This is a genomic window from Aliirhizobium sp. YIM B11859 (genome assembly GCF_057163345.1).
Map to the genome: position 1 here is coordinate 940023 of NZ_JBXHAY010000002.1, position 21330 is coordinate 961352.

Below are 21330 nucleotides of genomic sequence, written 5' to 3' on the forward strand. Positions count from 1 at the left end.
GAACGGCTTTCGTACCACCCTCCCGGCGACCGCAATTTCTCTCCTTTCATCACCGGCGCGCATCTGGACAGACAGCATCCCTTGCCATTCAGCGTGCCCGATCTGCGTTTTGCGAAGGGCAGCGCAGCGGAATAGACGTTTGTCAAATTGTGGCGCGATCCCCTAGGCCTTGGGCCTTGATGATCACGTGCAAAGGACCCGGATTATGGACGCTCTTTCTCCCTCCGACATGGAATTGACGCTCAGGACAATCGCCATGCCCGCCGACGCGAACCCCGCGGGCGACATATTCGGCGGCTGGGTGATGTCGCAGATGGACCTTGCAGCCTTCGTGCGGGCAAACGAACTGGCCGGTGGCCGCACCGTGACTGTCGCGGTGCACGAGATCGTCTTCAAAAAACCGGTAAAGATCGGCGATACGCTGTGCGTCTATACCAGCATCAAGAAGGTCGGGCGCACGTCGATTACCCTGACAATAGAAGCATGGACCCGCCGCCATTACGAGCATACGCGGGAAAAGGTGACGGAAGCGGTGTTCATCATGGTCGCCGTCGATGCCGAGGGTAATCCGCGTCCGGTCACGGAGCTGCAATAACCGATCGGCTCCAGCGGCGCCTCCAAGGGCATGGCGGCCTGCTGCCGCCGGCCAGGGCACGTGGCCGGCGTTGTGCTTATTTCGGCAGGAACTGCGGGCTGATGCCTGGCACCCATTGTGTCTTCGGCATCTGCGTGCCGGTATAGGTCGCGCCATTGGCCGCCGTGCAGTGATAAAGGCGGACAGGCACATCATGCCAGCCCAGAATGTCGTAACCGCCGCGCGAACTGGAAACATAACCGATGTCGCTGGTGCAGCTGTAATCGTCGGGTTTGACGCGCTGGGCTTCCGGCACGACACCGGGAAGATCCTTGAAATAGGTCCCCATCGATTTGCCGAAAGGATTGCCGTCGGCTGCAAACACCGTGGCGGGCACTGCGACCAAAATCAGAGCAACCAGCATTGCTGCCGGCAATATCCAGGCGCCTTTCAGCATGGGTACACTCCTCATCTCTCGATCTGCATTTTCCGTCCTGCGGCTTACCTCTAGATAGGCAATGGCATTCGACGATGCCATGGATGGCTCCCAACATTCCCGTGATCGCCAGCGTGGTGTGGACGACATGGATAAGGCGACAAATCCGCTCAGGCGATGCGTCTATAACCGGTCGGCTGGTCGTAAAGCCAGCCGATGCGTTTCACCGCAGCCTCGAAATTCTCCCGCGCCACGGTCATGGTGTGGCCATTGGCATGCAACAGGGTTTGCTGGTCTTCCATGATGCCGACATGGCCTTTCCAGAAGACGAGATCGCCGCGGGTGAGTTCATCACGACCTATCTCTTTTCCGAAAGAGGCCTGCATGTCGGAATCGCGTGGCGCCTTGCGGCCGGTCATCATCAGCGCCAGCTGCACCAGGCCGGAACAATCGATGCCGAGGCCCGAACGACCGCCCCACAGATAAGGCGTCTCAACGAAACGCGCCGCGACGGATACGTAGTCTTCGTCCGCATTCTGGCCGACCGGCAAGCAATGGGCGGCAATCACCGCCTCACCGCCTGGCAGGAGGAAATAACGCGTGCCGCGGGTTTCAGCCTCGCCGATGACGGACACGAGACTTCCCATTGACAGGGCCGCAATCGGGGGCTTGCGTAGCTCGGCCTGCGGATAAAGGAAAGTGCGCGGCACGCAGATCCGGTGGGTCGGCTCGATCGCAGGTCCGATCATCTCTTCCGGCAGGTAACCGACATAACCGTCCCAATCCGCCTGCACCCAGGCAAAGCCGTCCGCCCGGTCGAAGACCCGCAGGCTCTCGCCACGGAGAAGCTCGGTATCGATGCCGCGCGCCAGATCCGGAAACGGGCGAAGCGAAACGACGGGGGCGAGCACTGAAGCGGGTTCGCCCTTGACGAAGCGAGCGGCCTCCACCTTGTCCTTCAATGTGTCTGCCGCCAGATCCGGCCTGAAGGCATTGAGGCGTCTATCCAGTTCCATGGTCAAGTCCTTCACGACGCGGCGCGTCTTCCCTCGCGGATGATCATGTCGCCGAGCTTCTCCAGATAAAGTGCGCCGCCGACGGTCCGTCTTATCACGACATTGCGGCGATCGCGATCATCACGCATGCGATCGACAAGGCCAAGTTCACCCATCGTATCCAGCGCACGGGTAACGACCGGCTTGGTGACACCGAGCGTTTCGGCCAGTCCCCGTACGGTGTGCGGGGGCGGCACCATGTAGATCTGCAGGAGGATCGCCATCTGTCGCAGGGTAAGATCAGGGGATTGCCCCCTCACCTCTTCCAGCGCGACGCGGTGCCACAAGCCCAGGGCCTCCGTTGCCGTCAGCTCTACAGGCATGTTCCATACTCCGGGCCAGATCTCGATAGGCGCCCGATCCTAACGGCAAACCGTTACCGGTCTCTTCCGCAGTGCCCTTCTCAGCTTCGACCATCGCCAAGGTCGCGGATGACGCGATAAAGCGCGCGGATGGCAAAGGCTTCGCCACCCACCGGCGCATGAGGCTTTTCGGCAGGGTTCCAGCCGTAGATATCGAAATGGATCCAACTCGGCGAGGCGGTGACGAAGCGCTTGAGGAAAAGCGCTGCGGTGATCGAGCCGGCCATGCCGCCGGAGGGTGCATTGGTGATGTCGGCTGCGCGCGAACGAAGATCCTTGTCGTAGCCCATCCAAAGGGGCAGGCGCCAGACGGGATCAACCGCCTCCTTCGCCGCCAGGGACAGCCTGCCGGCCAGTGTCTCGTCATCGGTGAAGAAGGGAGCAAGTTCCGCGCCGAGCGCGACGCGGGCGGCACCGGTCAAGGTCGCCATGTCAACCAGGAGATCGGCCGGCGCCTCATCTGCGTAGCTGAGCGCATCGGCAAGGATCAGCCGGCCCTCGGCATCCGTATTGTCGATCTGGACGGTAATGCCCTTGCGGCTCTTGTAGATATCCCCCGGACGGAAAGCGTTGCCGGCAACGGAATTCTCGACGGCCGGGATAAGCACGGTGAGATCGATGGCAAGCCCCGCATCCATGATCATCAGCGCCAGACCCATGACATTGGCGGCACCACCCATGTCCTTCTTCATCAGCGCCATGTTGGATGCGCTCTTGAGATCGAGGCCGCCGGTATCGAAGCAGACGCCCTTGCCGACCAGCGTTACCTTCGGATCGCCCTTCTTGCCCCAATGCATTTCGAGCAGGCGGGGTGCCACGGCACTTGCCCGGCCGACCGTATGGATCAGCGGGAAATTCTTTTCGAGCAGGTCATCGCCGACGAGCGCGGTGACGGTCGCGCCGTAATGGGCGCCAAGGGCGCGGAAGGCCGCTTCGAGATCATCCGGCCCCATATCGTTGGTCGGCGTGTTGATGAGGTCACGGGCAAGCACGATGCCCGCCAGCTGCCGCTCGACATCCGCAGCGTCGGCCGCATCGGGGATCGCAAGGCGAGCAGTGCGGGCCTTTTCCGATTTGTACTTGCTGAAGGAATAGGTGCCGAGGCCGAAACCCAGTGCCAGATGCTCGGGCGAAATGCCATCCGCATCGATCGCCCAGTCGCCCGGCGGCAGAAGCTTTGCCAGTTTGCCGGCGATGAAGGGCATTTCGGCGGGATCGCTGCCGAGGCCGAAAAGCACGCCCGATACCGATCCGACTTCCTCACCGGGAATGGCGAGAACTGTTCCGGCTTCGGCCTTAAAGCCGGCAGCGGCGGCCCAGGCGGCCGTCTCTGCGGGCAGCGAGCCATCTTCCAGGGCCGCGGGCGTGACGGCCGTTACCGGTTTCGCCACGGCACCTGCAGGCGTGAAAGGGGACGGACGGGGAATATGCTGGAACGGGGTCATGGCGGCTTCGTAACCTTCAGGAATCGCTGATATTAACGCTTCGTTAGGGTTAACAGTTTATTGCTAAGGGGGAAATGCGCCACCTGATTTTGCCGGTGGCGAACGGCAAGGCAACCGATCGACGAGAGCATGATGACTGCAGCAAAGACCGCCTTTTCGCTTTCATCCCTTCCAAAATCATCGATGGCACGCGCTGCCGCGCTCATCTGCGTCGCGGTTGCGGTCAGCGGCTGCAACACGACCAGGAATGACAGCATTACCACCGGGTCGATCCCGAAAGCATCGTCTGCACCGTTGGACAATATGAATGCCGCAGAGCTGGCTGCTGCCGAAAAGACGGTCGGGGGCGACTATGTCAAAAACCCGAAGAGCAAGGATATCGGACTGCGTTATGCCAATATACTCGGCATGACGGGCAAGAACGACCAGGCGCTTGCGGTAATGCAACAGGTGGTGATCGGCAATCCGAACGACCGGCAGGTCCTCGCCGCTTATGGCAAGGCGCAGGCCGCTGCCGGGCAGCTGGATCAGGCATTGACCACGATCGGCAGGGCGCAGACGCCGGATCACCCCGACTGGCGGCTGTTTTCGGCCGAAGGCGCGGTGCTCGATCAGCTCGGACGTTCCGACGAAGCCCGGCAAAAATACCGCATGGCGCTGCAGACGCAGCCGAACGAACCGAGCGTGATATCCAATCTCGGCATGTCCTATGTGCTTTCCGGCGATCTGAAGACAGCCGAGACCTATATGCGCAATGCTGCCCAGCAACCGGCAGCCGACAGCCGGGTGCGGCAGAACCTGGCGCTCGTCGTCGGCCTGCAGGGACGCTTCTCGGAAGCCGAAGGCATTGCCCGCAAGGAGCTTTCGCAGCAGCAGGCGGACGCAAACGTCACGTATCTGCGTTCGATGCTGACCCAGCAGAATTCATGGGCAAAGCTTGCCGCCAACGACAAGGCGAAATCTGCGACGAACTAGCGCATTTCGCTGCCGCAAGCCGCCGACAATTTTACGCCCATTCTCTAATTGCCGTCATTCGGCGGTAAATTTCAGCACACCGAAAAGGCGGGACTTATCGCCAGCCTGACCATCAGACGGATGCGAAACGCCGTTGGCGACCGGCACTTCTGCAAAATCGAATGGGCTCACCCCTTCGAGGCATGCGACGTTCACACCGTATTGCTGCGGGTTCGAGCGCCGCTGATGATGCGTGTAGATCCCGCAGACAGAACAGAAATAGTGTTTCGCCGTTCTGGTGTTGAACTGGTAGAGGGTCAGCGCGCTCTCGCCTTCCAAAATGCGGATGTCTTCCAGATTGGCCGAAACGGCGATCGCCCCGCGCATCCGACAATAAGAGCAGTTGCAGCGTCTTGCGCTGCGCAGGCCATCCGACAGCCGAACATGAAATCTGACCGTGCCGCAATGGCAGGCTCCGTCGAGCTTATCGCTGTTTTCGTCCGGCATGAGTTATCCTTGCGTGGTGGGAACCGGCCGGACCATAAACGAAAGCTGCGGAAATCAGAACCGGTCGGCGACCTGGATCCCGGCGGGGCCGAGAATGACGGCGACCAGCACCGGCAGGAAGAACAGGATCATCGGAACAGTGAGTTTCGGCGGAAGGGCAGCAGCCTTCTTCTCCGCCTCGTTCATCCGTTCGTCGCGGCCTTCCTGCGCGAGAACGCGCAGCGCCTGCGCCACCGGTGTGCCGTAGCGGTCGGCCTGGATGAGCGCCTGCACGACGGAACGGACGATATCGATCTGGGTGCGATTGCCGAGATTTTCGAGTGCGGTCTTGCGGTCCGGCAGGAAGGACAGTTCCGCAGTGGTGAGCGCCAGCTCTTCGGCAAGCGCCGGTGATTGCGTACCGATCTCTTCTGCAGCGCGGCGCATCGCGTGTTCGATAGAAATACCCGATTCGACGCAGATCAGCATCAGATCAAGGGCATCGGGCCAGGCGCGCTTGATCGAGGCCTGTCGCTTCTTCATCTTGTTGGAGACGTAGATGTTGGGCGCGTAAAAGCCGAGATAAGCAAAGCCGACGACCGCAAGGATACGAATGCCGAACGGTTTGGATTCCAGATTTCCGAGTGCAAAGACCCATATCGCGGCGATGACCAGGAACAGAAACGGCAAAAGGAAGCGCGCCACAAGAAACATGTTCAACGCGTTCTGGGTTCTCAGGCCGGCGGCGCGCAGCTTGTTGATCGTGCCCTCATCGACCAATGCTTCACGCAGGTTGAAGCGCTCGACGATCTGGCGGACCGACTGGTTGTTTTGAGTGCGCAGGCTGGCCTTGCTGTCCGCGTTCATGCGGGCGCGCTCACGGGCGCGCAATTGTTCCCGTTCGGTGGAAACAGCCTTCATCCGCTTGTCGAGATCACCCCGATCCATGAAGGAGGCTGCCAGGGTGTAGAGCGTCGCGAAAACCGCGACGGCGACGAGAATGGCAAAAAGCGTGGTCGGCTCGGTTATGGCTGCGGAAAGTGCTTTCACCGGCCGATCCTCAAATGTCGAAGTTGATCATGTTACGCATCACCACGATGCCGATGGTCATCCACACGGCGGACAGGAGCATGATGATATGTCCACGCGTATCGGTGAACAGGATCATCATGTATTGCGGCGAGGTGAGGTAGACGAGCGTGGCGACGATGAACGGCAATGCGCCGATGATCACCGCCGACGCCTTGGCTTCCATGGACAGCGCCTGCACCTTGGCTTTCATCTTGCGACGTTCGCGCAGCACCTTGCCAAGGTTGCCGAGCGCCTCCGACAGGTTGCCACCCGCCTGGCTCTGGATGGCGATGACAATGGAGAAGAAGTTGACCTCGGACAAAGGCATGGTCTGCAGCATACGGGCGCAGGCTTCCGGCACGCTGAGGCCGATCCGCTGGGATTCGACGACCCGTTGGAACTCGCCCTTGATCGGGTCGCGGCCGTCGACCGCGATCATCCGGATCGCGTCGTTGAGCGGCAGTCCCGACTTGATCGAGCGGACCATCACGTCAAGCGCATTGGGAAATTCTTCGAGGAACTTGTTCTGGCGGCGCTTGACCAGGAAGCCGACGACCCAGCGCGGCAGGCCGAAGGCAAAGACGAAACCCGCGCCGAGGGACGCAAGCAACGGCATGCCGGCAATCAGCGCGCCGAGAGCGACAAAAATTCCGAAACCGACGGAAAAGACCATGAATCGGCCTATCGTCAGCGGTAGTCCGGTCTGACTTAGGCGTGATTTGAGGCTCTTGTCGCCGATATACTTGTTCTTCTCTTCCTGCTTCTTTTCGAGATCCTTCAGAGTGTCCTGCAGGGATTTGCGGCGCTTCGACAGTTCCTGAACGCGGTCGCGCGAGGCCTTGGCCCTGCTGACATCGCTTTCGGCCGCCTTGACCCGTGTCAGCCGGGCGCCAGCCTTTTTTTCGGTCTCTATTCTCGAAAACAGCAAGGCATAGGCGACCGAGGCCGCCGAGACGGCAGCCAAAAGGACGATCAAGAGCATGGTCAAATCAAGCCCGAACATGCGAATTGCCCCTCAGTTTCAATCTCTCGCCGCTTCCATGCCGTCGAACGCCGCCGACAGGCGACGCTCCTCGCCGAAATAGCGTACGCGGTCCCAGAAATGCGGCTTGATGATGCCGGCCGAGACATGCCGGCCGATCAGGCGGCCATTGGCGTCTTCGCCGTCCAGTTCGTAGCGCATCAGATCCTGGGTGATGATGACGTCACCTTCCATGCCGACCACCTCGGTGATCTGGGTGATGCGGCGCGAACCATCGCGAAGGCGCGCAGCCTGGATGATGACATCGACCGAACCACTGATGATCTCACGCACCGTCTTGGCCGGCAGGGTGTATCCGCCCATGGCGATCATCGATTCCATACGGCTCAGGCACTCGCGCGGCGTATTGGAGTGGATCGTGCCCATCGATCCGTCGTGGCCGGTATTCATCGCCTGCAGAAGGTCGAAGACCTCCGGGCCACGGACTTCGCCGACGATGATGCGTTCGGGACGCATACGCAGGCAGTTCTTGACGAGATCGCGCATTGTGATCTCGCCTTCGCCTTCGATGTTCGGCGGACGGGTTTCAAGGCGCACGACATGCGGCTGCTGCAATTGCAGTTCGGCCGTGTCCTCGCAGGTGATGACGCGTTCGTCCAGGTCGATATAGCGGGTCAGGCAGTTCAGAAGCGTGGTCTTGCCCGAACCGGTACCGCCGGAGATAACGACGTTGCAGCGGACACGGCCGATGATCTGGAGCAGCACCGCACCTTCGGCAGTGATTGCACCGAACTTCACCAGCTGGTCGAGCGTCAGCTTGTCCTTCTTGAACTTGCGGATGGTAAGCGCCGGACCATCGAGCGAGAGCGGCGGCGCGATGACGTTGACACGTGAACCGTCGGGCAGGCGTGCGTCGCAGATCGGCGACGACTCGTCGACGCGTCGGCCCACCTGGCTGACGATGCGCTGGCAGATGGACAAGAGCTGGGTGTTGTCGCGGAAGCGGATTTCCGACTCGATCGTCTTGCCGGCGACTTCGATGAAGGTCTGCCCGGCACCATTGACCATGATGTCGGAGATATCGTCGCGGGCGAGCAACGGTTCGAGCGGACCATAACCCAGGACGTCATTGCAGATATCGTCGAGCAGTTCCTCCTGCTCGGAGATCGACATCGCGAAATTCTTGATCGTGATGATATCGTTGACGATATCGCGGATTTCCTCGCGCGCGCTCTCGGTATCGAGCTTGGCAAGCTGCGACAGGTCAATCGTATCGATAAGCGCGGAGAAGACCTGGGTCTTGGTGTTGTAATATTGCTCGTTGCGGGCCGGGCGCTTGCGGGCCGGTGCTGCGGGCGCAAGTGGCGGCGGAGCCACAGGCTGGCGCTGCGGTGCGTTCTGTGCCGCTGCATCCGGTTCTGCCTGGGGCGCCGATGGTCGGGCGGGTGCCGGCGAATATGCAGCGGCAGGCGCCGGCGCGACTACCGTACCTGACTTACCGAACCCGTCGTTTCCGCGCTTTCCAAACATCCTTAAGACCTAATTCTCATCTGGCGTGAACTCACTTGCGTCCCAGCATGCCCAGCATCTTGCCGAGGCCGCCCTTCTTGGTTTTCTTCATCGCGATGCGGCCGGTGACCACATGGGCGATCTGCGAGAAGGTTTCGGCGATCGGCGACTTGGCGTCGATTTCGGAAATCATCCGGCCGCTATTGGCTGCCGTGCCGAAAAGCTGCGCATCGAAAGGAAGGATCGCGATCGGTTCGATCTCCAGCGGCTCGATGAAATCCGAAGGGCTGATCTCCGGACGTTTCGGCATGCCCACCTGATTGAGGATGAGGTGCGGCGCGCGGTCGTTCGGCCGCAGCTTCTTCAGCGCGTCCAACATGTTCTTGGTGTTGCGCAGGTTGGCGAGGTCGGGGGCGGCGCAGATGACGACCTCGTCGGCATCCGCGAGGATCGACGTCGTCCACTCGTTCCAGCCGTGCGGGATATCGAGCACTGCCATCGGTGCGCTGCGCTGCAGGATCTCGATGACCGGCTGAAAGGCGCGCGCATCGAAGTCGTAGGATCGGTCAAGCAGCGACGGAGCCGACAGAAGCGACAGATGGTCCGAGCACTTGGTGAGAAGACGATCGAGAAAGACTTCGTCGAGGCGGTCGGGGGCGAAAACGGCCTCGGCGATGCCCTGCATCGGATCCTGGTCGAAATCGATATTGGCAGTGCCGAAGGGAAGATCGAGATCGGCGAGAATGGTTTCGGTCGAGAACAGGCTCGATATGCCGAAAGCGCAGTTGTGAGCGATCGTCGAAGCGCCGACGCCGCCTTTGGCGCCGATGAAGGCGATCGACTTGCCGAGCGGTTCGGCATCGGGATCGACGAAGATGGCAGAGATTGCCGCCATCATGTCGGCCATCGGCACCGGCGCGACCAGATATTCGGAAATGCCGTTGCGGACGAGTTCGCGGTAGAGAGCGATATCGTTGTAGCGGCCGATAAGGATAACCCGGGTAGACGGATCGCAGACCTGCGCCAGCGGCGCGAGTTCGGCAAGCAGATTGCGCGGCTCGGCTGCCGTTTCCAGGACGATCAGGTTAGGCGTCGGCGCCGATGAAAACATATTGGCGGCAGCACTGGTGCCACCGCTCGTGACGCGCAGATTGACCTTGGCCATGCGGCGATCACGCCCCAGCTGGTCGGCCATGCGTTGTACGACATCGCTTTCGCAAAAGATGTGTACGGAAATGCGCGGCAGCGGCCGGACCGATTCCAACTCTATGCCAGACGGCTGTTCGCCCTGCGCATCACCCTGCGAAGACCCGCCGTTCATATCGTATTGGACAGTGCTTATCATGGCATCACGCTCCCAGACCGTTGAGCTGGCTCATTCGTCCATGTCCTTCAGCTCGACGACAGCCGTGCGATAGCGGTCGATCACGTCGCCGCGCTGCGTGCTGTCGGGCGGCGTCATGCGGCGCGGCCCGAGGATGTCGTTCGGGTTGGCCATCTGTGCCGCAAGGTTGGCCTGGTTGGCGCAGCCGAAATTATAATAGTTCTTGTTGGAGGCGGTATTCAGCGTCATGTCCGCCGGCCATTCGCCACAGGGACCGGCCTTGGCGGCGATCGCCACGTAACTCAGGCGGATCGGTGCCGATTCGCCGAACTCTGCCGGAAAATTCGCCTGAAGAATCTTCTGGGCGGGAACACCCATCTTGACCATCAGCCTGCGGGTGGCGGAGGCGGCCGAAGCGGCGGCGCCCTCGTTGGCCGATCCGCGCGGCGTGACGATCTGGATGATGCCGGAGGACGTGCGGCGGTATTCGGCGACAAAGCCGGCGATCACTTCCGACTGGCCCTTGCTGATGCCACTATCGCCGGCAGCAATCGGGATATCCATGGTCTTTTCAGCCTCGCCGACAACGATCGGATGGCGGGTGCGGTAATCGTCCGGCAGCGAGCCGGTGGTGAAGCTGTCCTTGCCTGCACAGGAAGACAGCAACGCCGCGGCGCCGATGACCAGCGCTGCCGAGAGGCGGCCGGTCGAATATCTCGTTGTCTTTCTCGGATCCATGAAAGGATGCCTTTCCTGCGCCTGACTGTGTCCGGGGGGCTGGTGCTCTGCTCGCTTGGTCATTTGTAGATGAACCCGACATTGCCCTGGTAAGGTGCCGGCGGCGGCGCCTCCTTGCGGCCGTAGATCTTGTTGACCCGACCGAGGAAGACGCTCTCGATATCGTCGGCGGGCTGAAAATTGTCGTCCGGACGGGACAGTTCGTTGCGAGCGACCGGACGCACCAGATAGGGCGTCGCAATGATAACCAGTTCGGTCTCGTTGCGATCATAGGTCTTTTCGCGGAACAGCGCGCCGAGAAGCGGAACCTTGGAAGCGACGGGGGTGCCGTTCATGCTCTGCTGGACGTCGTCACGGATCAATCCGGCGAGGGCGAGAGAACCGCCGGAGGGCAGTTCGACCACGGTTTCCGCATCGCGCTTGCGGAATTCGACACTGGTCGTGCCCGTCGAAACCGGCTCCGACACGCGCGTCTGGATCCTGAGGCTGATGCGGCCTGACGAAAGGACCGTCGGCGTGAAGCCCAGCGAGATCCCGTATTGGTAAGGCGTGACGGTGGTGACGCCATCAACACCGGTTGTCGTGTAAAGTCGTTCGCCGCCGGAATTGAAGGTCGCCGACTGGCCCGAAATCGCCGTCAGCGTCGGTTCGGCCAATGTGCGGATGGCGCTTGCCTGTTCCAGTGCGCTCAAGGCCGTTTCGATGCCGAGCTTGCCGATGCTTCCGGCGATCGTGCCTGACAACCCGGTGGAGCCGGCACCGATCGTCAGCACGTCCAGACCGTTTCTCGATGTGGCGTTGCGGGTGAAGGTGTTGTCGAAACCGAGCTGCTTCAGAACCTCGCGGCGGATTTCCGCCACGGTAATCTTCAGCGTTACCTGATCCTCGCCCTCGATGCTGAGCAGATTGACGATCTGTGAGGTCTGTCGGCCTTCGGCATAAATCGCCGAATCGCCGCCATTGTTACCGCTGGTGGCGGTGATTTCGCGCGTTGTCGCCTCGCCGCCCTTGAGGAAGGCCTGGGCAAGCTTCTGGGCCTGCGAGCTATCCTGCGGGGTGCGTACCGTTCCAGAAAGAACGATGTTGTCCGAAATGATTTCGACCTTGATGTTGGAATCCGGCAGGAAGCGACGAAGGTTCGCTTCAAGACCGGAAATATCCCGCTCGATCTCGACATCGAGCGTGACGATCTCCTCGCCGTTCGGGCCGAAGACGAAGATGTTGGTCTGACCAACGGTCTTGCCGAAGAGATAGATACGCCGCGACGTGCGTGTCACGGCATCGGCCATGGCTGGGTCGGCGACGAGGATGTCATGCGCATCGGAGGGGAGATCGATGACCAGCGCCTTGTTCAATCCGAGCGACAGGCGTCGCTTGATGCCGGGACCACCCTGGGCGATGCGGATGACGCCACTATCGCCTGCGACCGCTTCGGTCGTCGCCATGAAAGAAGGAGCGAAACCTTCAGGAATACCGGCAAAGGCCAGGCAGAATGCCAGGCCGGCAGAAGCGGTTCCGTGGATTGTGCGTTTAAAGCTCGTCACGTGATCGCTCCGTTCAATTCGCCTGTGTCGAGCCGGTGATGATCGATCCCGACTTGATGACCTGGATATCCGCCTTGCCGCCACCATGCAGAAGGTAGTCAGCCGCAACCGTATCTTCTTCCTGAGCATCGGCGACGGAGCGCAGGGCGAGCGTCAGACGCTCGGCCATCTGCTGGGCGACGGCCATGACCTTCGTCTGATCTGGCGTCAGCTCCAGCGTCGCGGTGGTGCCGACGACGGACTTGCTGCCATCGGGGGCTTCCTGGATGTTCTGGTCGATGGCCAGGACGCGGACGTTGTTGAGAACGTTTTCGGTGATGTAGCCGCCGCCGTTGTTCTTGTCCTGGCGAACCATGATGACGTCAACGCGGTCATTCGGCAGCACGAAACCACCGGCGCCGGTGGCAACCGAGATTTCAGTGGCGACCGCGCGCTTGCCCGATGGCAGCAGCGACGACATGATGCGGCTTGAACTATCGGCGACTTTTTCCGCTCTCAGCGGTTCGCCCTTGAAGATCGGCAGGCGGACGACGGAACCGTCAAGCTCCTTGAACGCATCCGGCCGCGCTTCGTTGGTGATAAAGCCCTCGGCGACACCGCTGCGCGGCCAGTCCAGCCATTGCAGCGACTTTTCGTTGAGGCGTGCTCCGACAGGCAGGTTTTCGGCAGACACCAGAACCTGGACGGTCGGCTCCTTGATGATTTTTTCCACCAGCTGTGGCGCCTCGGTACCGGACATGCGCATGGCCAGCAGGCCTGCAAGGCCTGCCGCCACGACGGCCACTGTCAGGATGATGATGCGAGCGGGCTTCATTGCCGTTCCTTGGGAGAATCCTTGATCTTCCCTGCAGAATGGTCGGCAATGGTGTAATTATGGTTAATGGGAAGCTTACAATACTGGTTAACGCAGTATTGCCGGGGCTTCGGCGCTCTTCAGATAGTCTTGAGCGCGAGGATTGCGATCGGCGAGGCCGAAAATGACAACAGTCCACCGATGGCGATCGCGATGCCATAGGGGATTTTCCTGGTTCCGACGATCGAGACCGGTAGAGGAATTCCCATGGCCATTACCATATCGGCGCGGAAGCGAAGCAGAATGAAAAGCACGGTCACGAGGCCGCCTGCATAAGCGACCGTGACAAGGAAGCCGGCAAGTGCCGGTGTGAAACCAAACCACAGGCTTGCTGCGGTGAGGAGCTTGGCATCTCCGCCGCCCATGGCGTTCGCGGCGAACAATGCAAAACAGACTAGAAATACCGCACCAGCTCCAACAAGGCTGAAGCCGATATCGGCAAGCGGTATGCCGGCAAGCGGAGCCAACAGCAGAAAAGCCAACGCGAGACCAAGTGATACCCGGTTGGATATGGTCATCGTCAGGAAATCGCTTACCGCGGCGATGACGAGTGCCGCGGGAAACACCGCGAGCACGAGGATGGCGACCATATCATTCAGCATTGGCAGCTCTTCCAGGCAACTTGGCGAAAAGGTTCAAAGCCGCCCACCGGACGGCTTCAACCATTGTCATCGTGCCGAACAACGGCAGAGACTTACCTGTTGGCGCTAGTTGTCGCGTTGTTCATGCGGCCGGCCAGAGCATTGAAAGTGTTACCCAGGTTGTTGCCGAGCGTCGAAGCGCCAGCGATAAGAGCAACCGAGATGAGAGCAGCGATCAGGCCATATTCGATGGCAGTTGCACCGGATTCATCTTTAAGAAAACGAGCGAAAATCTTGGACATTGAACTCTCCTACTCCAGATGGTTGTTGTTCAGCACTTACCGACAACTGTTTGCCGTTGCTCGGTTGACCTGAAAACTACATGCGGACGATTGCCAACCGTTTAATGAGGAGCGTTACCAAAGGGTTAAACGGGTCACTTATGGCCGCTTTGGTAAACGGTTGCTAATGAGAATGGTGCAGTTTCTATCGATCTGCACCATTGCGATATATAACGCTAATAAGCGTTATTTTTCATAAAGATAATAGATGCACCAGAAGAGCGGAATTTGACTTTCGTCATGCTGATCGGCAGCCAAGAGCCCAGACTGCCGGTCATTGGAGGCCACTTAAGGCTTCATTCACCAATCAGCGTCATCTTCTGTTCATATCGAAATCCGCTCAAGGACCTTCAAAATGGCGCTGCGTAGCGTAATGGTTGCCTTCACCATTATAACCGGTCTTGCTGCCGGCACGGCCGGCGCTGCAGAGGAACAGGACCTGCTGCGGGTTTATATGAATCAGGCGCGCGTGCTGAAGCTCGACCGACCGGTGGCCAAGGTGATCGTTGGCAATTCGGAAGTGGCGGACGCTACCGTAGCCGACCCGATGACGATCGTTTTGACCGGCCGCAGTTTCGGCGCAACCAATCTCGTTCTTCTCGACAGGGATGGCAACGCGATTGCCGACGAACGGGTCCTTGTATCGATCGACGAGGGTAATACGGTGCGCATCTTCAAGCAGACCGAACGCACCGTGCTTTCGTGCACGCCGAACTGCGAGCAGCACGCCGAGTTCGACACGACCACGAAGACGCCGTGATCGCTTCGACTGCACCAATTTGCATCAGTCGCGAAACGGATTCTCAATAATCCTCCAATATGGTCCAATCGCCTTCGCCGTTTGCCGGATAGGAAGAGATGCATCAGGACCATTCGTTCACGGCCGTCGGAAAGACTTCGCCAAAAGCTTCCAGATTCGGTCTGAAGAGGCTGCTGCGGTCAAGAGACGGCGCGGCGGCCATTGAATTCGCAATCCTTGCCATCCCCTATTTCCTCATCGTATTCGCGATCATCGAGACCTTCGTCGCCTATACGGCCGAGCAACTGGTCGCCAATGCCGTCGACACGATGGGACGCAAGCTGCGTACCGGCAACATCACTTACAGCAGCACCAGCGCGACCACCTATATGGACAGGACCGCGTTCCGCACCGCCTTCTGCGGAGAGGTTTCCATCCTGATCCAGTGCAGCGCTGCAGAAATCGCGACCCCGAACAAGCTTTGGCTGGACATCAAGAGCTATTCGAATTTCTCCGACATGCCGACGACCGTGCCGATCACCTCGAGCGGCGACCTCGACACATCGTCCTTCACCTATTCGCCGGGCGCAGCGGGCACCAAGAACATGCTGCGGGCCTATTACAAATGGGACATCATCACCGATCTGCTGCGGCCCTATATCTCCAACGTCCGGCCGACCAGCGGCTCTAACTATTTCCTGATCGTGGAGACCTCGGCATTCAAGAACGAGGAATACCCATGACAAGGCATCAAAACGCCTTTTCACGGCTTCTCTTCATCGATCGCCTCAGCCGCTTCGCACGGGATATACGGGGCGTCGGGGGTGTGGAATTTGCGCTGATCGCACCGCTTCTGCTCGGTCTTTATATCACATCGTTCGAGTTGACGATCGGGCTCAGCGTTTCCAAGCGAGTAACCCGTTCGGCCAGCACGATCGCCGATCTGGTCACCCAGCAGTCGAAGGTTGCGACCACCGACCTGCAGCAGATGATCAATGTCACCAACGGCATATTCACGCCGTATACGCCGCAGAACCTGTCGATCAAGGTCACCGGCATTTCACTCGACACATCCGGCAACCCGACCGTCGCCTGGTCCTGGGCCCAGGACGGAAGCAGACCCTATGCCAACGGTGCGACCGTCGCTGACGTTCCGACCGACATGCGTTCCGCAAGCACGTTCCTGGTCCGCGCCGAAGTGTCGGTGACATACCAGCTATTCATGTTCATGCCGGGCGTGATGCCCGACCAATGGAAGACGCTGACGCTCAGCCGGCAATTCTTCTATCGCCAGCGCGTGGGAACGAGCATCACCTGCGACGGCTGCTGACGCTTCCGCCACGCTTTTGCCGCGACCTTTGCCAATATCATTACCGGGCTATATGTAACGCGAAACGACCCGCTCATCAGGAGCGGACGAAACAGCATTAAGATCACCGGTGGCAGATGGCGCGTGCCTTTCTTTTCGTTCTTGATTCCTTTGGCGTCGGCGGCGCCCGCGATGCCGCCGATTACGGCGACCTGGGATCCAATACGCTGGGCCATATCGCCGAATTCTGTGCCGCCGGTGCAGCCGACCGGGCCGGCGTCAGGCAGGGACCACTGAAACTTCCCAACATGAGCTCGCTCGGCCTGATGGATATCGCCAAGATGGCAAGCGGCAGCCATCCGGCCGGCATGCCATTGCCCGAAAGGCTGTTCGGGCTCTATGGCGCGGCAAGCGAAATGTCCAACGGCAAGGACACGCCATCCGGCCATTGGGAGATCGCCGGAACGCCGGTCATGTACGACTGGGGTTATTTCCCAACCGAGGGTGATGCCTTTTCACCCGAACTGGTCGAGGCCATTTGCCGTGACGGCGACATTGCCGGCATTCTCGGCAATTGCCATGCCTCCGGTACCGACATCATCGCCAGCCTTGGCGAAGAGCATATCCGCACCGGCAAACCGATCTGCTACACATCGAGTGACAGCGTGTTCCAGATCGCCGCACATGAGATCCATTTCGGCCGCGACCGACTGATCGCACTCTGCCAGGTGGTGCGTGGCCTGCTCGATCCGCTCAATATCGGCCGGGTGATCGCCCGTCCTTTCCTCGGAGAGACACCGGAAACTTTCAAGCGCACCGGAAATCGCCGGGACTTTTCCGTGCTGCCGCCGGAGCCGACATTGCTCGATCGCCTGGTCGAGACCGGCCGCAACGTGCATGCGGTGGGCAAGGTCGGCGATATCTTCGCCCATCAGGGCGTATCGCGGGTGATCAAGGCGAATGGCAATGCAGCGCTCACGGCTGCAACGCTTGCCACCATGGGCGAGGCTGCCGATGGCGACCTCGTGTTCACCAATTTCGTCGACTTCGACATGCTGTATGGCCATCGACGCGACGTGCCGGGTTATGCGGCAGCGCTGGAAGCCTTCGACCTCGGCCTGCCGGAGATCCACAGGCAGCTGAAACCGGGCGACCTGGTGATCCTTACTGCGGACCACGGATGTGATCCGACCTGGCGCGGAACCGACCATACCCGCGAACGTGTGCCGATCATGGCTTTCGGCCCTGGTGTCCGAACCCGCTCGATCGGCGTCAGATCCTCCTATGCCGATATCGGCGAGACGGTGGCCGCGCATCTGGGCATTCCGGCGGGCCAGCATGGATGGAGCTTTCTTTGACCCAAGAACTTCCCAAGGCCGAAATCCATTGCCATATCGAAGGTGCTGCACCGCCGGCACTGGCTCTGGCGCAGGCCCGCAGATACGGCGTGGACAGCAGCCACTTCCTGCACGACGGCCGATATATATGGCGGGACTTCTCGCAATTCCTTGTCGCCTATGATGCGGTTGCGGCGCTGTTCAGGACGGAGGCGGATTATGCGCTGCTGACCGAGACCTATCTTGCCGAACTTGCCGCCATCAACACGATCTACAGCGAGATCATCGTTTCGCCGGATCATGGCGACCGGATCGGGCTCGGCGCCGACGCCTATCTTGCCGGCATCTGCGACGGGATAATTGCTGCCAAGGAAAAATCGGGCATAGAGGCGCGGATCATCGTGACCGGCGAACGGCATTTCGGTCCGGATCGGGTGATCGCGGCGGCAAATTATGCGGCACGCGCCAAAAACCCTCTCGTCACCGGTTTCAACATGGCCGGCGATGAGAGGATGGGGCGGGTTGGCGATTATGGCCGCGCCTTCGACATCGCCCGCGATGCCGGGCTGGGCTTGACCATCCATGCCGGCGAAGTCTGCGGCGCATCCAGCGTCGCCGATGCACTCGACCTGGTGAAACCCGCGCGGATCGGCCATGGGGTGAGAGCCATCGAAAATGCAGCGCTGGTGCTACGTCTTGCCGAACTCGGCACGGTGCTGGAGGTTTGTCCGGGCTCGAACATAGCGCTCTCGGTCTTTCCCGATTTCGAAAGCCATCCGCTGAAGCGCCTAAAGGCTGCCGGCGTGAAGGTCTGCATCAATTCCGACGACCCGCCCTTCTTTGGCACCTCGCTTGCCCGCGAATACCAGATCGCGTCGGAAACGATGGGCATGGCGGATGCCGAAATCAATGCGATGACCCGGACCGCTCTCGAAGCTGCGTTCGTCGATGATGCGACAAAGACGGCCCTCATTTCACGTTTCGACGGAGAGATTGGGGAACAAGTGCCATCAATCACGTGAAGGCTTGCAGAACGAAGCATTTTTCGGGAAGAAGAAGGCGATAACGAAGAGGAAAAAGCCATGGACGGCGTCACAGTCATCGATCACCCGCTGGTGCAGCACAAGCTGACGATCATGCGCAAGAAGGAGACCTCGACGGCCGGCTTTCGCAGGCTGCTGCGCGAGATCTCTATGCTGCTCTGCTACGAGGTCACCCGCGATCTCGACCTGACGATGGAAACGATCGAAACGCCGATCACGCAAATGCAGGCGCCGATCGTCGAAGGCAAGAAGCTGGTTTTCGTCTCCATCCTGCGCGCCGGCAACGGCCTGCTCGAAGGCATGCTCGAACTGGTGCCATCCGCCCGCGTCTCGCATATCGGCCTCTACCGCGACCACGAAACATTGCAGCCGGTCGAATATTACTTCAAGGCGCCGGAAGATCTCGACGAGCGCCTGATCATTGTCGTTGACCCGATGCTGGCAACGGGCAATTCCTCGATCGCCGCCGTTCACAAGCTGAAGGAGCGCGGCGCCAAGAACATCCGCTTCCTTTGCCTGCTTGCGGCACCGGAAGGCATCCAGAACTTCCAGGACGCCCATCCGGACGTGAAAATCTACACGGCCTCGATCGACAGCCACCTTAATGAAAAGGGCTATATTGTACCCGGCCTCGGCGATGCCGGTGACCGCATGTACGGAACGAAGTGAAATTCAGCATTTCCTAACCAATGATGAAGAAGGCGGCCGGACCGGAAGGCTCGGCCGCTTTTTCGTAACCATTGGCGCCTAGCATATCTGCCCAGAACCCAAGGGACAGATCATGCTCATCCGCACCGCCATATTCGCAGCCGTCGCTGTCATCCTGGCAACGCAGATCCCGGCTCTGCTCGAGCGGGGTAATGACCCGGCGCAGCAACAGACAGCACCACAGCCGCAAGCCCCCTCAACCACCGCACCTGCAGCAACCATACCGCTGGCGGCTTCCGTGACACCAGGCAGCACCGTGCTCGATGCCGATGGGCGTGGGCATTTCGTTGGCAATTTCCGCATCAACGGCAAACCTGTAACCGGCCTCGTCGATACCGGCGCATCGCTCGTCGCGATCAACGAAAGCACGGCCCGCAAGCTTGGTTTCGGCGGCAACAATCTCGATTTCCGTTATACTGCCAATACCGCGAACGGCCAGACGGAAGCGGCCCATGTCGTGCTGGACCGGATCGAGATCGGCAATGTTCGCGTTCGCGACGTCGATGCCTTCGTTCTGCGCGACACGTCGCTGTCCGGCACGCTTGTCGGCATGAGCTTCCTGACGAAGCTGAAATCCTATCAGGTCAAGGGCAGCAGCCTGACGCTTGCCAATTAACGATGATCTTCAGTCGACCCGCTCGATGATGGCCGGCGAAAGCAATGGTGCGCGCTCGTCGGTGCGGTAGGCAGCAAGCAGCGCCTCCGACGCTCGCTCCGCCTGTTCAAAAGATAAGGCGTGAACGCGCGCAATAGGCTGGCCCCTGGTGACGGCCGAGCCGAGCGGAAGGATCTCGCTGAAACCGACACGGTGATCGATAGCATCCGAAACCTGACGTCGCCCGCCGCCCATATCCACAACGGCAAGGCCCAGGGCTCGTGCATCGCAGGCCGAAAGATAACCGTCGGCCGGAGCCGGAACGTCGAGGATGATGGGCGCCTGCGGCAGATAGATTTGTGGCCGCTCGCAGAAATCCGCGGGACCGCCAAGCGCATGCACCATGCGGGCGAAGGCCTCCATCGCCCGACCGGATGAAAGTGCCGCAGCCGCCAGCCGGGTTCCTTCGGCAAGTGTCGCGCCCAAGCCCGCCTGGACCAGCATTTCGGCGACCTCGGCCAGAACCACGGATTCCAGCCGTGTTCCAGCCTTGCGACCGTTGAGGAAATCCACACAGTTCATCACCTCGACGGCATTGCCTGCGGCATCTGCCAGCGGTTCGTTCATGTCGGTGATAAGGGCGACCGTCGGCACCCCTGCTCCGCTCGCAACATCGACCAGCGAACGCGCAAGCAGGCGAGCCTCCCCGATATCCTGCATGAAGGCTCCGGTACCGATCTTTACATCCATCAGCAGCGTCTGAAGCCCGGCCGCCAGTTTCTTCGACAGAATGGAGGCCGTGATCAGCGGCACAGATTCGACCGTCGCCGTGACGTCGCGGATCGCATAAAGGCGACGGTCCGCGGGTGCCAGATCGGCGGTCTGCCCGACGATGGCGCAACCGACCTTCTTCACCACCTGCGCAAAGCGGGTCTGATCAGGAGCGATGTCATAACCGGGAATGGATTGCAGCTTGTCGAGCGTGCCGCCGGTATGGCCAAGACCACGGCCGGAAATCATCGGCACTGCCAGGCCGCAGGCTGCGGCAACGGGCGCCAGCATTAGTGAAACATTGTCGCCAACGCCGCCTGTCGAGTGCTTGTCGGCAACCGGACGGCCGATATTGCTCCATTTCAGTACAGAACCGGAATCACGCATGGCCAATGTCAGCGAAACTGTCTCGTCTTGAGACATGTCCCGAAAGAAGACAGCCATTGCGAAAGCCGCGACCTGGGCCTCCGATATGGTTCCTTCGGTTACGCCCGCAATGAAGGCGCCGATTTCGTCCTTCGAGAGTATGTGACCGTCACGCTTGCGGCGGATGATTTCCTGCGGGAGCATACG

The 21330-nt window shown here is 60.3% G+C and carries 24 protein-coding genes; 9 read left to right on the plus strand and 15 right to left on the minus strand.

From position 1 onward, the window contains the following. The first annotated feature begins 205 nt into the window (after positions 1-205). Complete coding sequence (locus AC2GXZ_RS10790) at positions 206-595, plus strand: acyl-CoA thioesterase (RefSeq protein WP_483759142.1); 390 nt, start codon at positions 206-208, stop codon at positions 593-595. Positions 596-671: 76 nt separating this feature from the next. Here AC2GXZ_RS10790 and AC2GXZ_RS10795 read toward each other — a convergent pair whose 3' ends face one another. From AC2GXZ_RS10795 to AC2GXZ_RS10810, 4 genes are all read right to left on the minus strand, one after another. After that, a complete protein-coding gene (locus AC2GXZ_RS10795; protein WP_483759143.1) occupies positions 672-1031 on the minus strand; it encodes a hypothetical protein in 360 nt (119 codons plus the stop codon). 149 nt (positions 1032-1180) lie between these two features. Beyond that, positions 1181-2026 carry a C40 family peptidase gene (locus AC2GXZ_RS10800; RefSeq protein ID WP_483759144.1) on the minus strand — a complete coding sequence of 282 codons (846 nt, stop codon included), beginning with the start codon at positions 2024-2026 and terminating at the stop codon, positions 1181-1183. A gap of 11 nt (positions 2027-2037) precedes the next feature. Then, positions 2038-2388: a MarR family transcriptional regulator gene (locus tag AC2GXZ_RS10805; protein ID WP_483759145.1), complete on the minus strand. Its 351-nt coding sequence runs from the start codon at positions 2386-2388 to the stop codon at positions 2038-2040. 80 nt (positions 2389-2468) lie between these two features. Further along, a complete protein-coding gene (locus AC2GXZ_RS10810) occupies positions 2469-3872 on the minus strand; it encodes a leucyl aminopeptidase family protein (protein WP_483759146.1) in 1404 nt (467 codons plus the stop codon). Positions 3873-4055: 183 nt separating this feature from the next. On the opposite strand from AC2GXZ_RS10810, the gene AC2GXZ_RS10815 reads away from it, so the two are divergent. Further along, complete coding sequence (locus AC2GXZ_RS10815; protein WP_483759406.1) at positions 4056-4847, plus strand: tetratricopeptide repeat protein; 792 nt, start codon at positions 4056-4058, stop codon at positions 4845-4847. A 54-nt stretch (positions 4848-4901) separates the two neighbouring features. Here the strand turns inward: AC2GXZ_RS10815 and AC2GXZ_RS10820 are convergent, their stop codons facing one another. The 10 genes from AC2GXZ_RS10820 to AC2GXZ_RS10865 all read right to left on the minus strand — a co-directional run bounded on the left by AC2GXZ_RS10820 (position 4902) and on the right by AC2GXZ_RS10865 (position 14216). Then, positions 4902-5333, minus strand: a complete 432-nt coding sequence (locus AC2GXZ_RS10820; RefSeq protein ID WP_483759147.1) for a GFA family protein — start codon at positions 5331-5333, stop codon at positions 4902-4904. A 54-nt stretch (positions 5334-5387) separates the two neighbouring features. After that, positions 5388-6362, minus strand: a complete 975-nt coding sequence (locus AC2GXZ_RS10825) for a type II secretion system F family protein (RefSeq protein ID WP_483759148.1) — start codon at positions 6360-6362, stop codon at positions 5388-5390. A gap of 10 nt (positions 6363-6372) precedes the next feature. Beyond that, complete coding sequence (locus tag AC2GXZ_RS10830; protein ID WP_483759149.1) at positions 6373-7386, minus strand: type II secretion system F family protein; 1014 nt, start codon at positions 7384-7386, stop codon at positions 6373-6375. 18 nt (positions 7387-7404) lie between these two features. After that, the gene (locus tag AC2GXZ_RS10835; protein ID WP_483759150.1) at positions 7405-8895 is read right to left on the minus strand and encodes a TadA family conjugal transfer-associated ATPase; all 1491 of its coding nucleotides are present in this window, start codon (positions 8893-8895) and stop codon (positions 7405-7407) included. A gap of 31 nt (positions 8896-8926) precedes the next feature. Beyond that, entirely contained in the window at positions 8927-10195 is a 1269-nt protein-coding gene (locus AC2GXZ_RS10840; RefSeq protein WP_483759407.1) for a CpaE/TadZ family protein, read from the minus strand. Positions 10196-10249: 54 nt separating this feature from the next. Continuing rightward, a complete protein-coding gene (locus tag AC2GXZ_RS10845; protein ID WP_483759151.1) occupies positions 10250-10936 on the minus strand; it encodes a CpaD family pilus assembly protein in 687 nt (228 codons plus the stop codon). Between the two features lie 59 nt (positions 10937-10995). Beyond that, positions 10996-12480 carry a type II and III secretion system protein family protein gene (locus AC2GXZ_RS10850; RefSeq protein WP_483759152.1) on the minus strand — a complete coding sequence of 495 codons (1485 nt, stop codon included), beginning with the start codon at positions 12478-12480 and terminating at the stop codon, positions 10996-10998. 13 nt (positions 12481-12493) lie between these two features. After that, positions 12494-13294 (minus strand): Flp pilus assembly protein CpaB, encoded by an 801-nt coding sequence (gene cpaB / locus AC2GXZ_RS10855; protein ID WP_483759153.1) that lies wholly within the window; start codon positions 13292-13294, stop codon positions 12494-12496. 119 nt (positions 13295-13413) lie between these two features. Further along, complete coding sequence (locus AC2GXZ_RS10860; protein WP_483759154.1) at positions 13414-13935, minus strand: A24 family peptidase; 522 nt, start codon at positions 13933-13935, stop codon at positions 13414-13416. Positions 13936-14027: 92 nt separating this feature from the next. Beyond that, positions 14028-14216 (minus strand): Flp family type IVb pilin, encoded by a 189-nt coding sequence (locus AC2GXZ_RS10865; RefSeq protein ID WP_483759155.1) that lies wholly within the window; start codon positions 14214-14216, stop codon positions 14028-14030. A gap of 412 nt (positions 14217-14628) precedes the next feature. Here AC2GXZ_RS10865 and AC2GXZ_RS10870 point away from each other — a divergent pair, with 412 nt between their 5' ends. The 7 genes from AC2GXZ_RS10870 to AC2GXZ_RS10900 all read left to right on the plus strand — a co-directional run bounded on the left by AC2GXZ_RS10870 (position 14629) and on the right by AC2GXZ_RS10900 (position 20007). Further along, positions 14629-15015, plus strand: coding sequence for a pilus assembly protein N-terminal domain-containing protein (locus tag AC2GXZ_RS10870; protein ID WP_483759408.1), 387 nt, complete (start codon positions 14629-14631; stop codon positions 15013-15015). 98 nt (positions 15016-15113) lie between these two features. Then, positions 15114-15737 carry a TadE/TadG family type IV pilus assembly protein gene (locus AC2GXZ_RS10875; protein ID WP_483759156.1) on the plus strand — a complete coding sequence of 208 codons (624 nt, stop codon included), beginning with the start codon at positions 15114-15116 and terminating at the stop codon, positions 15735-15737. Beyond that, positions 15734-16324, plus strand: coding sequence for a TadE/TadG family type IV pilus assembly protein (locus tag AC2GXZ_RS10880; protein WP_483759157.1), 591 nt, complete (start codon positions 15734-15736; stop codon positions 16322-16324). The genes AC2GXZ_RS10875 and AC2GXZ_RS10880 overlap by 4 nt, the downstream gene beginning before the upstream one ends. A gap of 116 nt (positions 16325-16440) precedes the next feature. Next, positions 16441-17661 carry a phosphopentomutase gene (locus tag AC2GXZ_RS10885; protein WP_483759158.1) on the plus strand — a complete coding sequence of 407 codons (1221 nt, stop codon included), beginning with the start codon at positions 16441-16443 and terminating at the stop codon, positions 17659-17661. Beyond that, a complete protein-coding gene (locus AC2GXZ_RS10890; RefSeq protein ID WP_483759159.1) occupies positions 17658-18662 on the plus strand; it encodes an adenosine deaminase in 1005 nt (334 codons plus the stop codon). Before AC2GXZ_RS10885 ends, AC2GXZ_RS10890 begins: the two co-directional genes overlap by 4 nt. A 60-nt stretch (positions 18663-18722) precedes the next feature. After that, positions 18723-19352 carry a uracil phosphoribosyltransferase gene (gene upp, locus AC2GXZ_RS10895; protein WP_483759160.1) on the plus strand — a complete coding sequence of 210 codons (630 nt, stop codon included), beginning with the start codon at positions 18723-18725 and terminating at the stop codon, positions 19350-19352. A 112-nt stretch (positions 19353-19464) separates the two neighbouring features. Next, complete coding sequence (locus AC2GXZ_RS10900) at positions 19465-20007, plus strand: TIGR02281 family clan AA aspartic protease (protein WP_483759161.1); 543 nt, start codon at positions 19465-19467, stop codon at positions 20005-20007. A 9-nt stretch (positions 20008-20016) separates the two neighbouring features. On the opposite strand, the gene deoA is transcribed toward AC2GXZ_RS10900, so the two are convergent. Then, a complete protein-coding gene (gene deoA, locus AC2GXZ_RS10905; RefSeq protein ID WP_483759162.1) occupies positions 20017-21327 on the minus strand; it encodes a thymidine phosphorylase in 1311 nt (436 codons plus the stop codon). Positions 21328-21330: the final 3 nt, after the last annotated feature.

What these genes read in the sequence shown, in the direction of transcription:
- AC2GXZ_RS10790 (WP_483759142.1), top strand. Translation starts at nt 206, where the DNA reads ATGGACGCTCTTTCTCCCTCCGACATGGAATTGACGCTCAGGACAATC.
- AC2GXZ_RS10795 (WP_483759143.1), bottom strand. Translation starts at nt 1,031, where the DNA reads ATGCTGAAAGGCGCCTGGATATTGCCGGCAGCAATGCTGGTTGCTCTG.
- AC2GXZ_RS10800 (WP_483759144.1), bottom strand. Translation starts at nt 2,026, where the DNA reads ATGGAACTGGATAGACGCCTCAATGCCTTCAGGCCGGATCTGGCGGCA.
- AC2GXZ_RS10805 (WP_483759145.1), bottom strand. Translation starts at nt 2,388, where the DNA reads ATGCCTGTAGAGCTGACGGCAACGGAGGCCCTGGGCTTGTGGCACCGC.
- AC2GXZ_RS10810 (WP_483759146.1), bottom strand. Translation starts at nt 3,872, where the DNA reads ATGACCCCGTTCCAGCATATTCCCCGTCCGTCCCCTTTCACGCCTGCA.
- AC2GXZ_RS10815 (WP_483759406.1), top strand. Translation starts at nt 4,056, where the DNA reads ATGGCACGCGCTGCCGCGCTCATCTGCGTCGCGGTTGCGGTCAGCGGC.
- AC2GXZ_RS10820 (WP_483759147.1), bottom strand. Translation starts at nt 5,333, where the DNA reads ATGCCGGACGAAAACAGCGATAAGCTCGACGGAGCCTGCCATTGCGGC.
- AC2GXZ_RS10830 (WP_483759149.1), bottom strand. Translation starts at nt 7,386, where the DNA reads ATGTTCGGGCTTGATTTGACCATGCTCTTGATCGTCCTTTTGGCTGCC.
- AC2GXZ_RS10835 (WP_483759150.1), bottom strand. Translation starts at nt 8,895, where the DNA reads ATGTTTGGAAAGCGCGGAAACGACGGGTTCGGTAAGTCAGGTACGGTA.
- AC2GXZ_RS10840 (WP_483759407.1), bottom strand. Translation starts at nt 10,195, where the DNA reads ATGAACGGCGGGTCTTCGCAGGGTGATGCGCAGGGCGAACAGCCGTCT.
- AC2GXZ_RS10845 (WP_483759151.1), bottom strand. Translation starts at nt 10,936, where the DNA reads ATGGATCCGAGAAAGACAACGAGATATTCGACCGGCCGCCTCTCGGCA.
- cpaB (WP_483759153.1), bottom strand. Translation starts at nt 13,294, where the DNA reads ATGAAGCCCGCTCGCATCATCATCCTGACAGTGGCCGTCGTGGCGGCA.
- AC2GXZ_RS10860 (WP_483759154.1), bottom strand. Translation starts at nt 13,935, where the DNA reads ATGCTGAATGATATGGTCGCCATCCTCGTGCTCGCGGTGTTTCCCGCG.
- AC2GXZ_RS10865 (WP_483759155.1), bottom strand. Translation starts at nt 14,216, where the DNA reads ATGTCCAAGATTTTCGCTCGTTTTCTTAAAGATGAATCCGGTGCAACT.
- AC2GXZ_RS10870 (WP_483759408.1), top strand. Translation starts at nt 14,629, where the DNA reads ATGGTTGCCTTCACCATTATAACCGGTCTTGCTGCCGGCACGGCCGGC.
- AC2GXZ_RS10875 (WP_483759156.1), top strand. Translation starts at nt 15,114, where the DNA reads ATGCATCAGGACCATTCGTTCACGGCCGTCGGAAAGACTTCGCCAAAA.
- AC2GXZ_RS10880 (WP_483759157.1), top strand. Translation starts at nt 15,734, where the DNA reads ATGACAAGGCATCAAAACGCCTTTTCACGGCTTCTCTTCATCGATCGC.
- AC2GXZ_RS10885 (WP_483759158.1), top strand. Translation starts at nt 16,441, where the DNA reads ATGGCGCGTGCCTTTCTTTTCGTTCTTGATTCCTTTGGCGTCGGCGGC.
- upp (WP_483759160.1), top strand. Translation starts at nt 18,723, where the DNA reads ATGGACGGCGTCACAGTCATCGATCACCCGCTGGTGCAGCACAAGCTG.
- AC2GXZ_RS10900 (WP_483759161.1), top strand. Translation starts at nt 19,465, where the DNA reads ATGCTCATCCGCACCGCCATATTCGCAGCCGTCGCTGTCATCCTGGCA.
- deoA (WP_483759162.1), bottom strand. Translation starts at nt 21,327, where the DNA reads ATGCTCCCGCAGGAAATCATCCGCCGCAAGCGTGACGGTCACATACTC.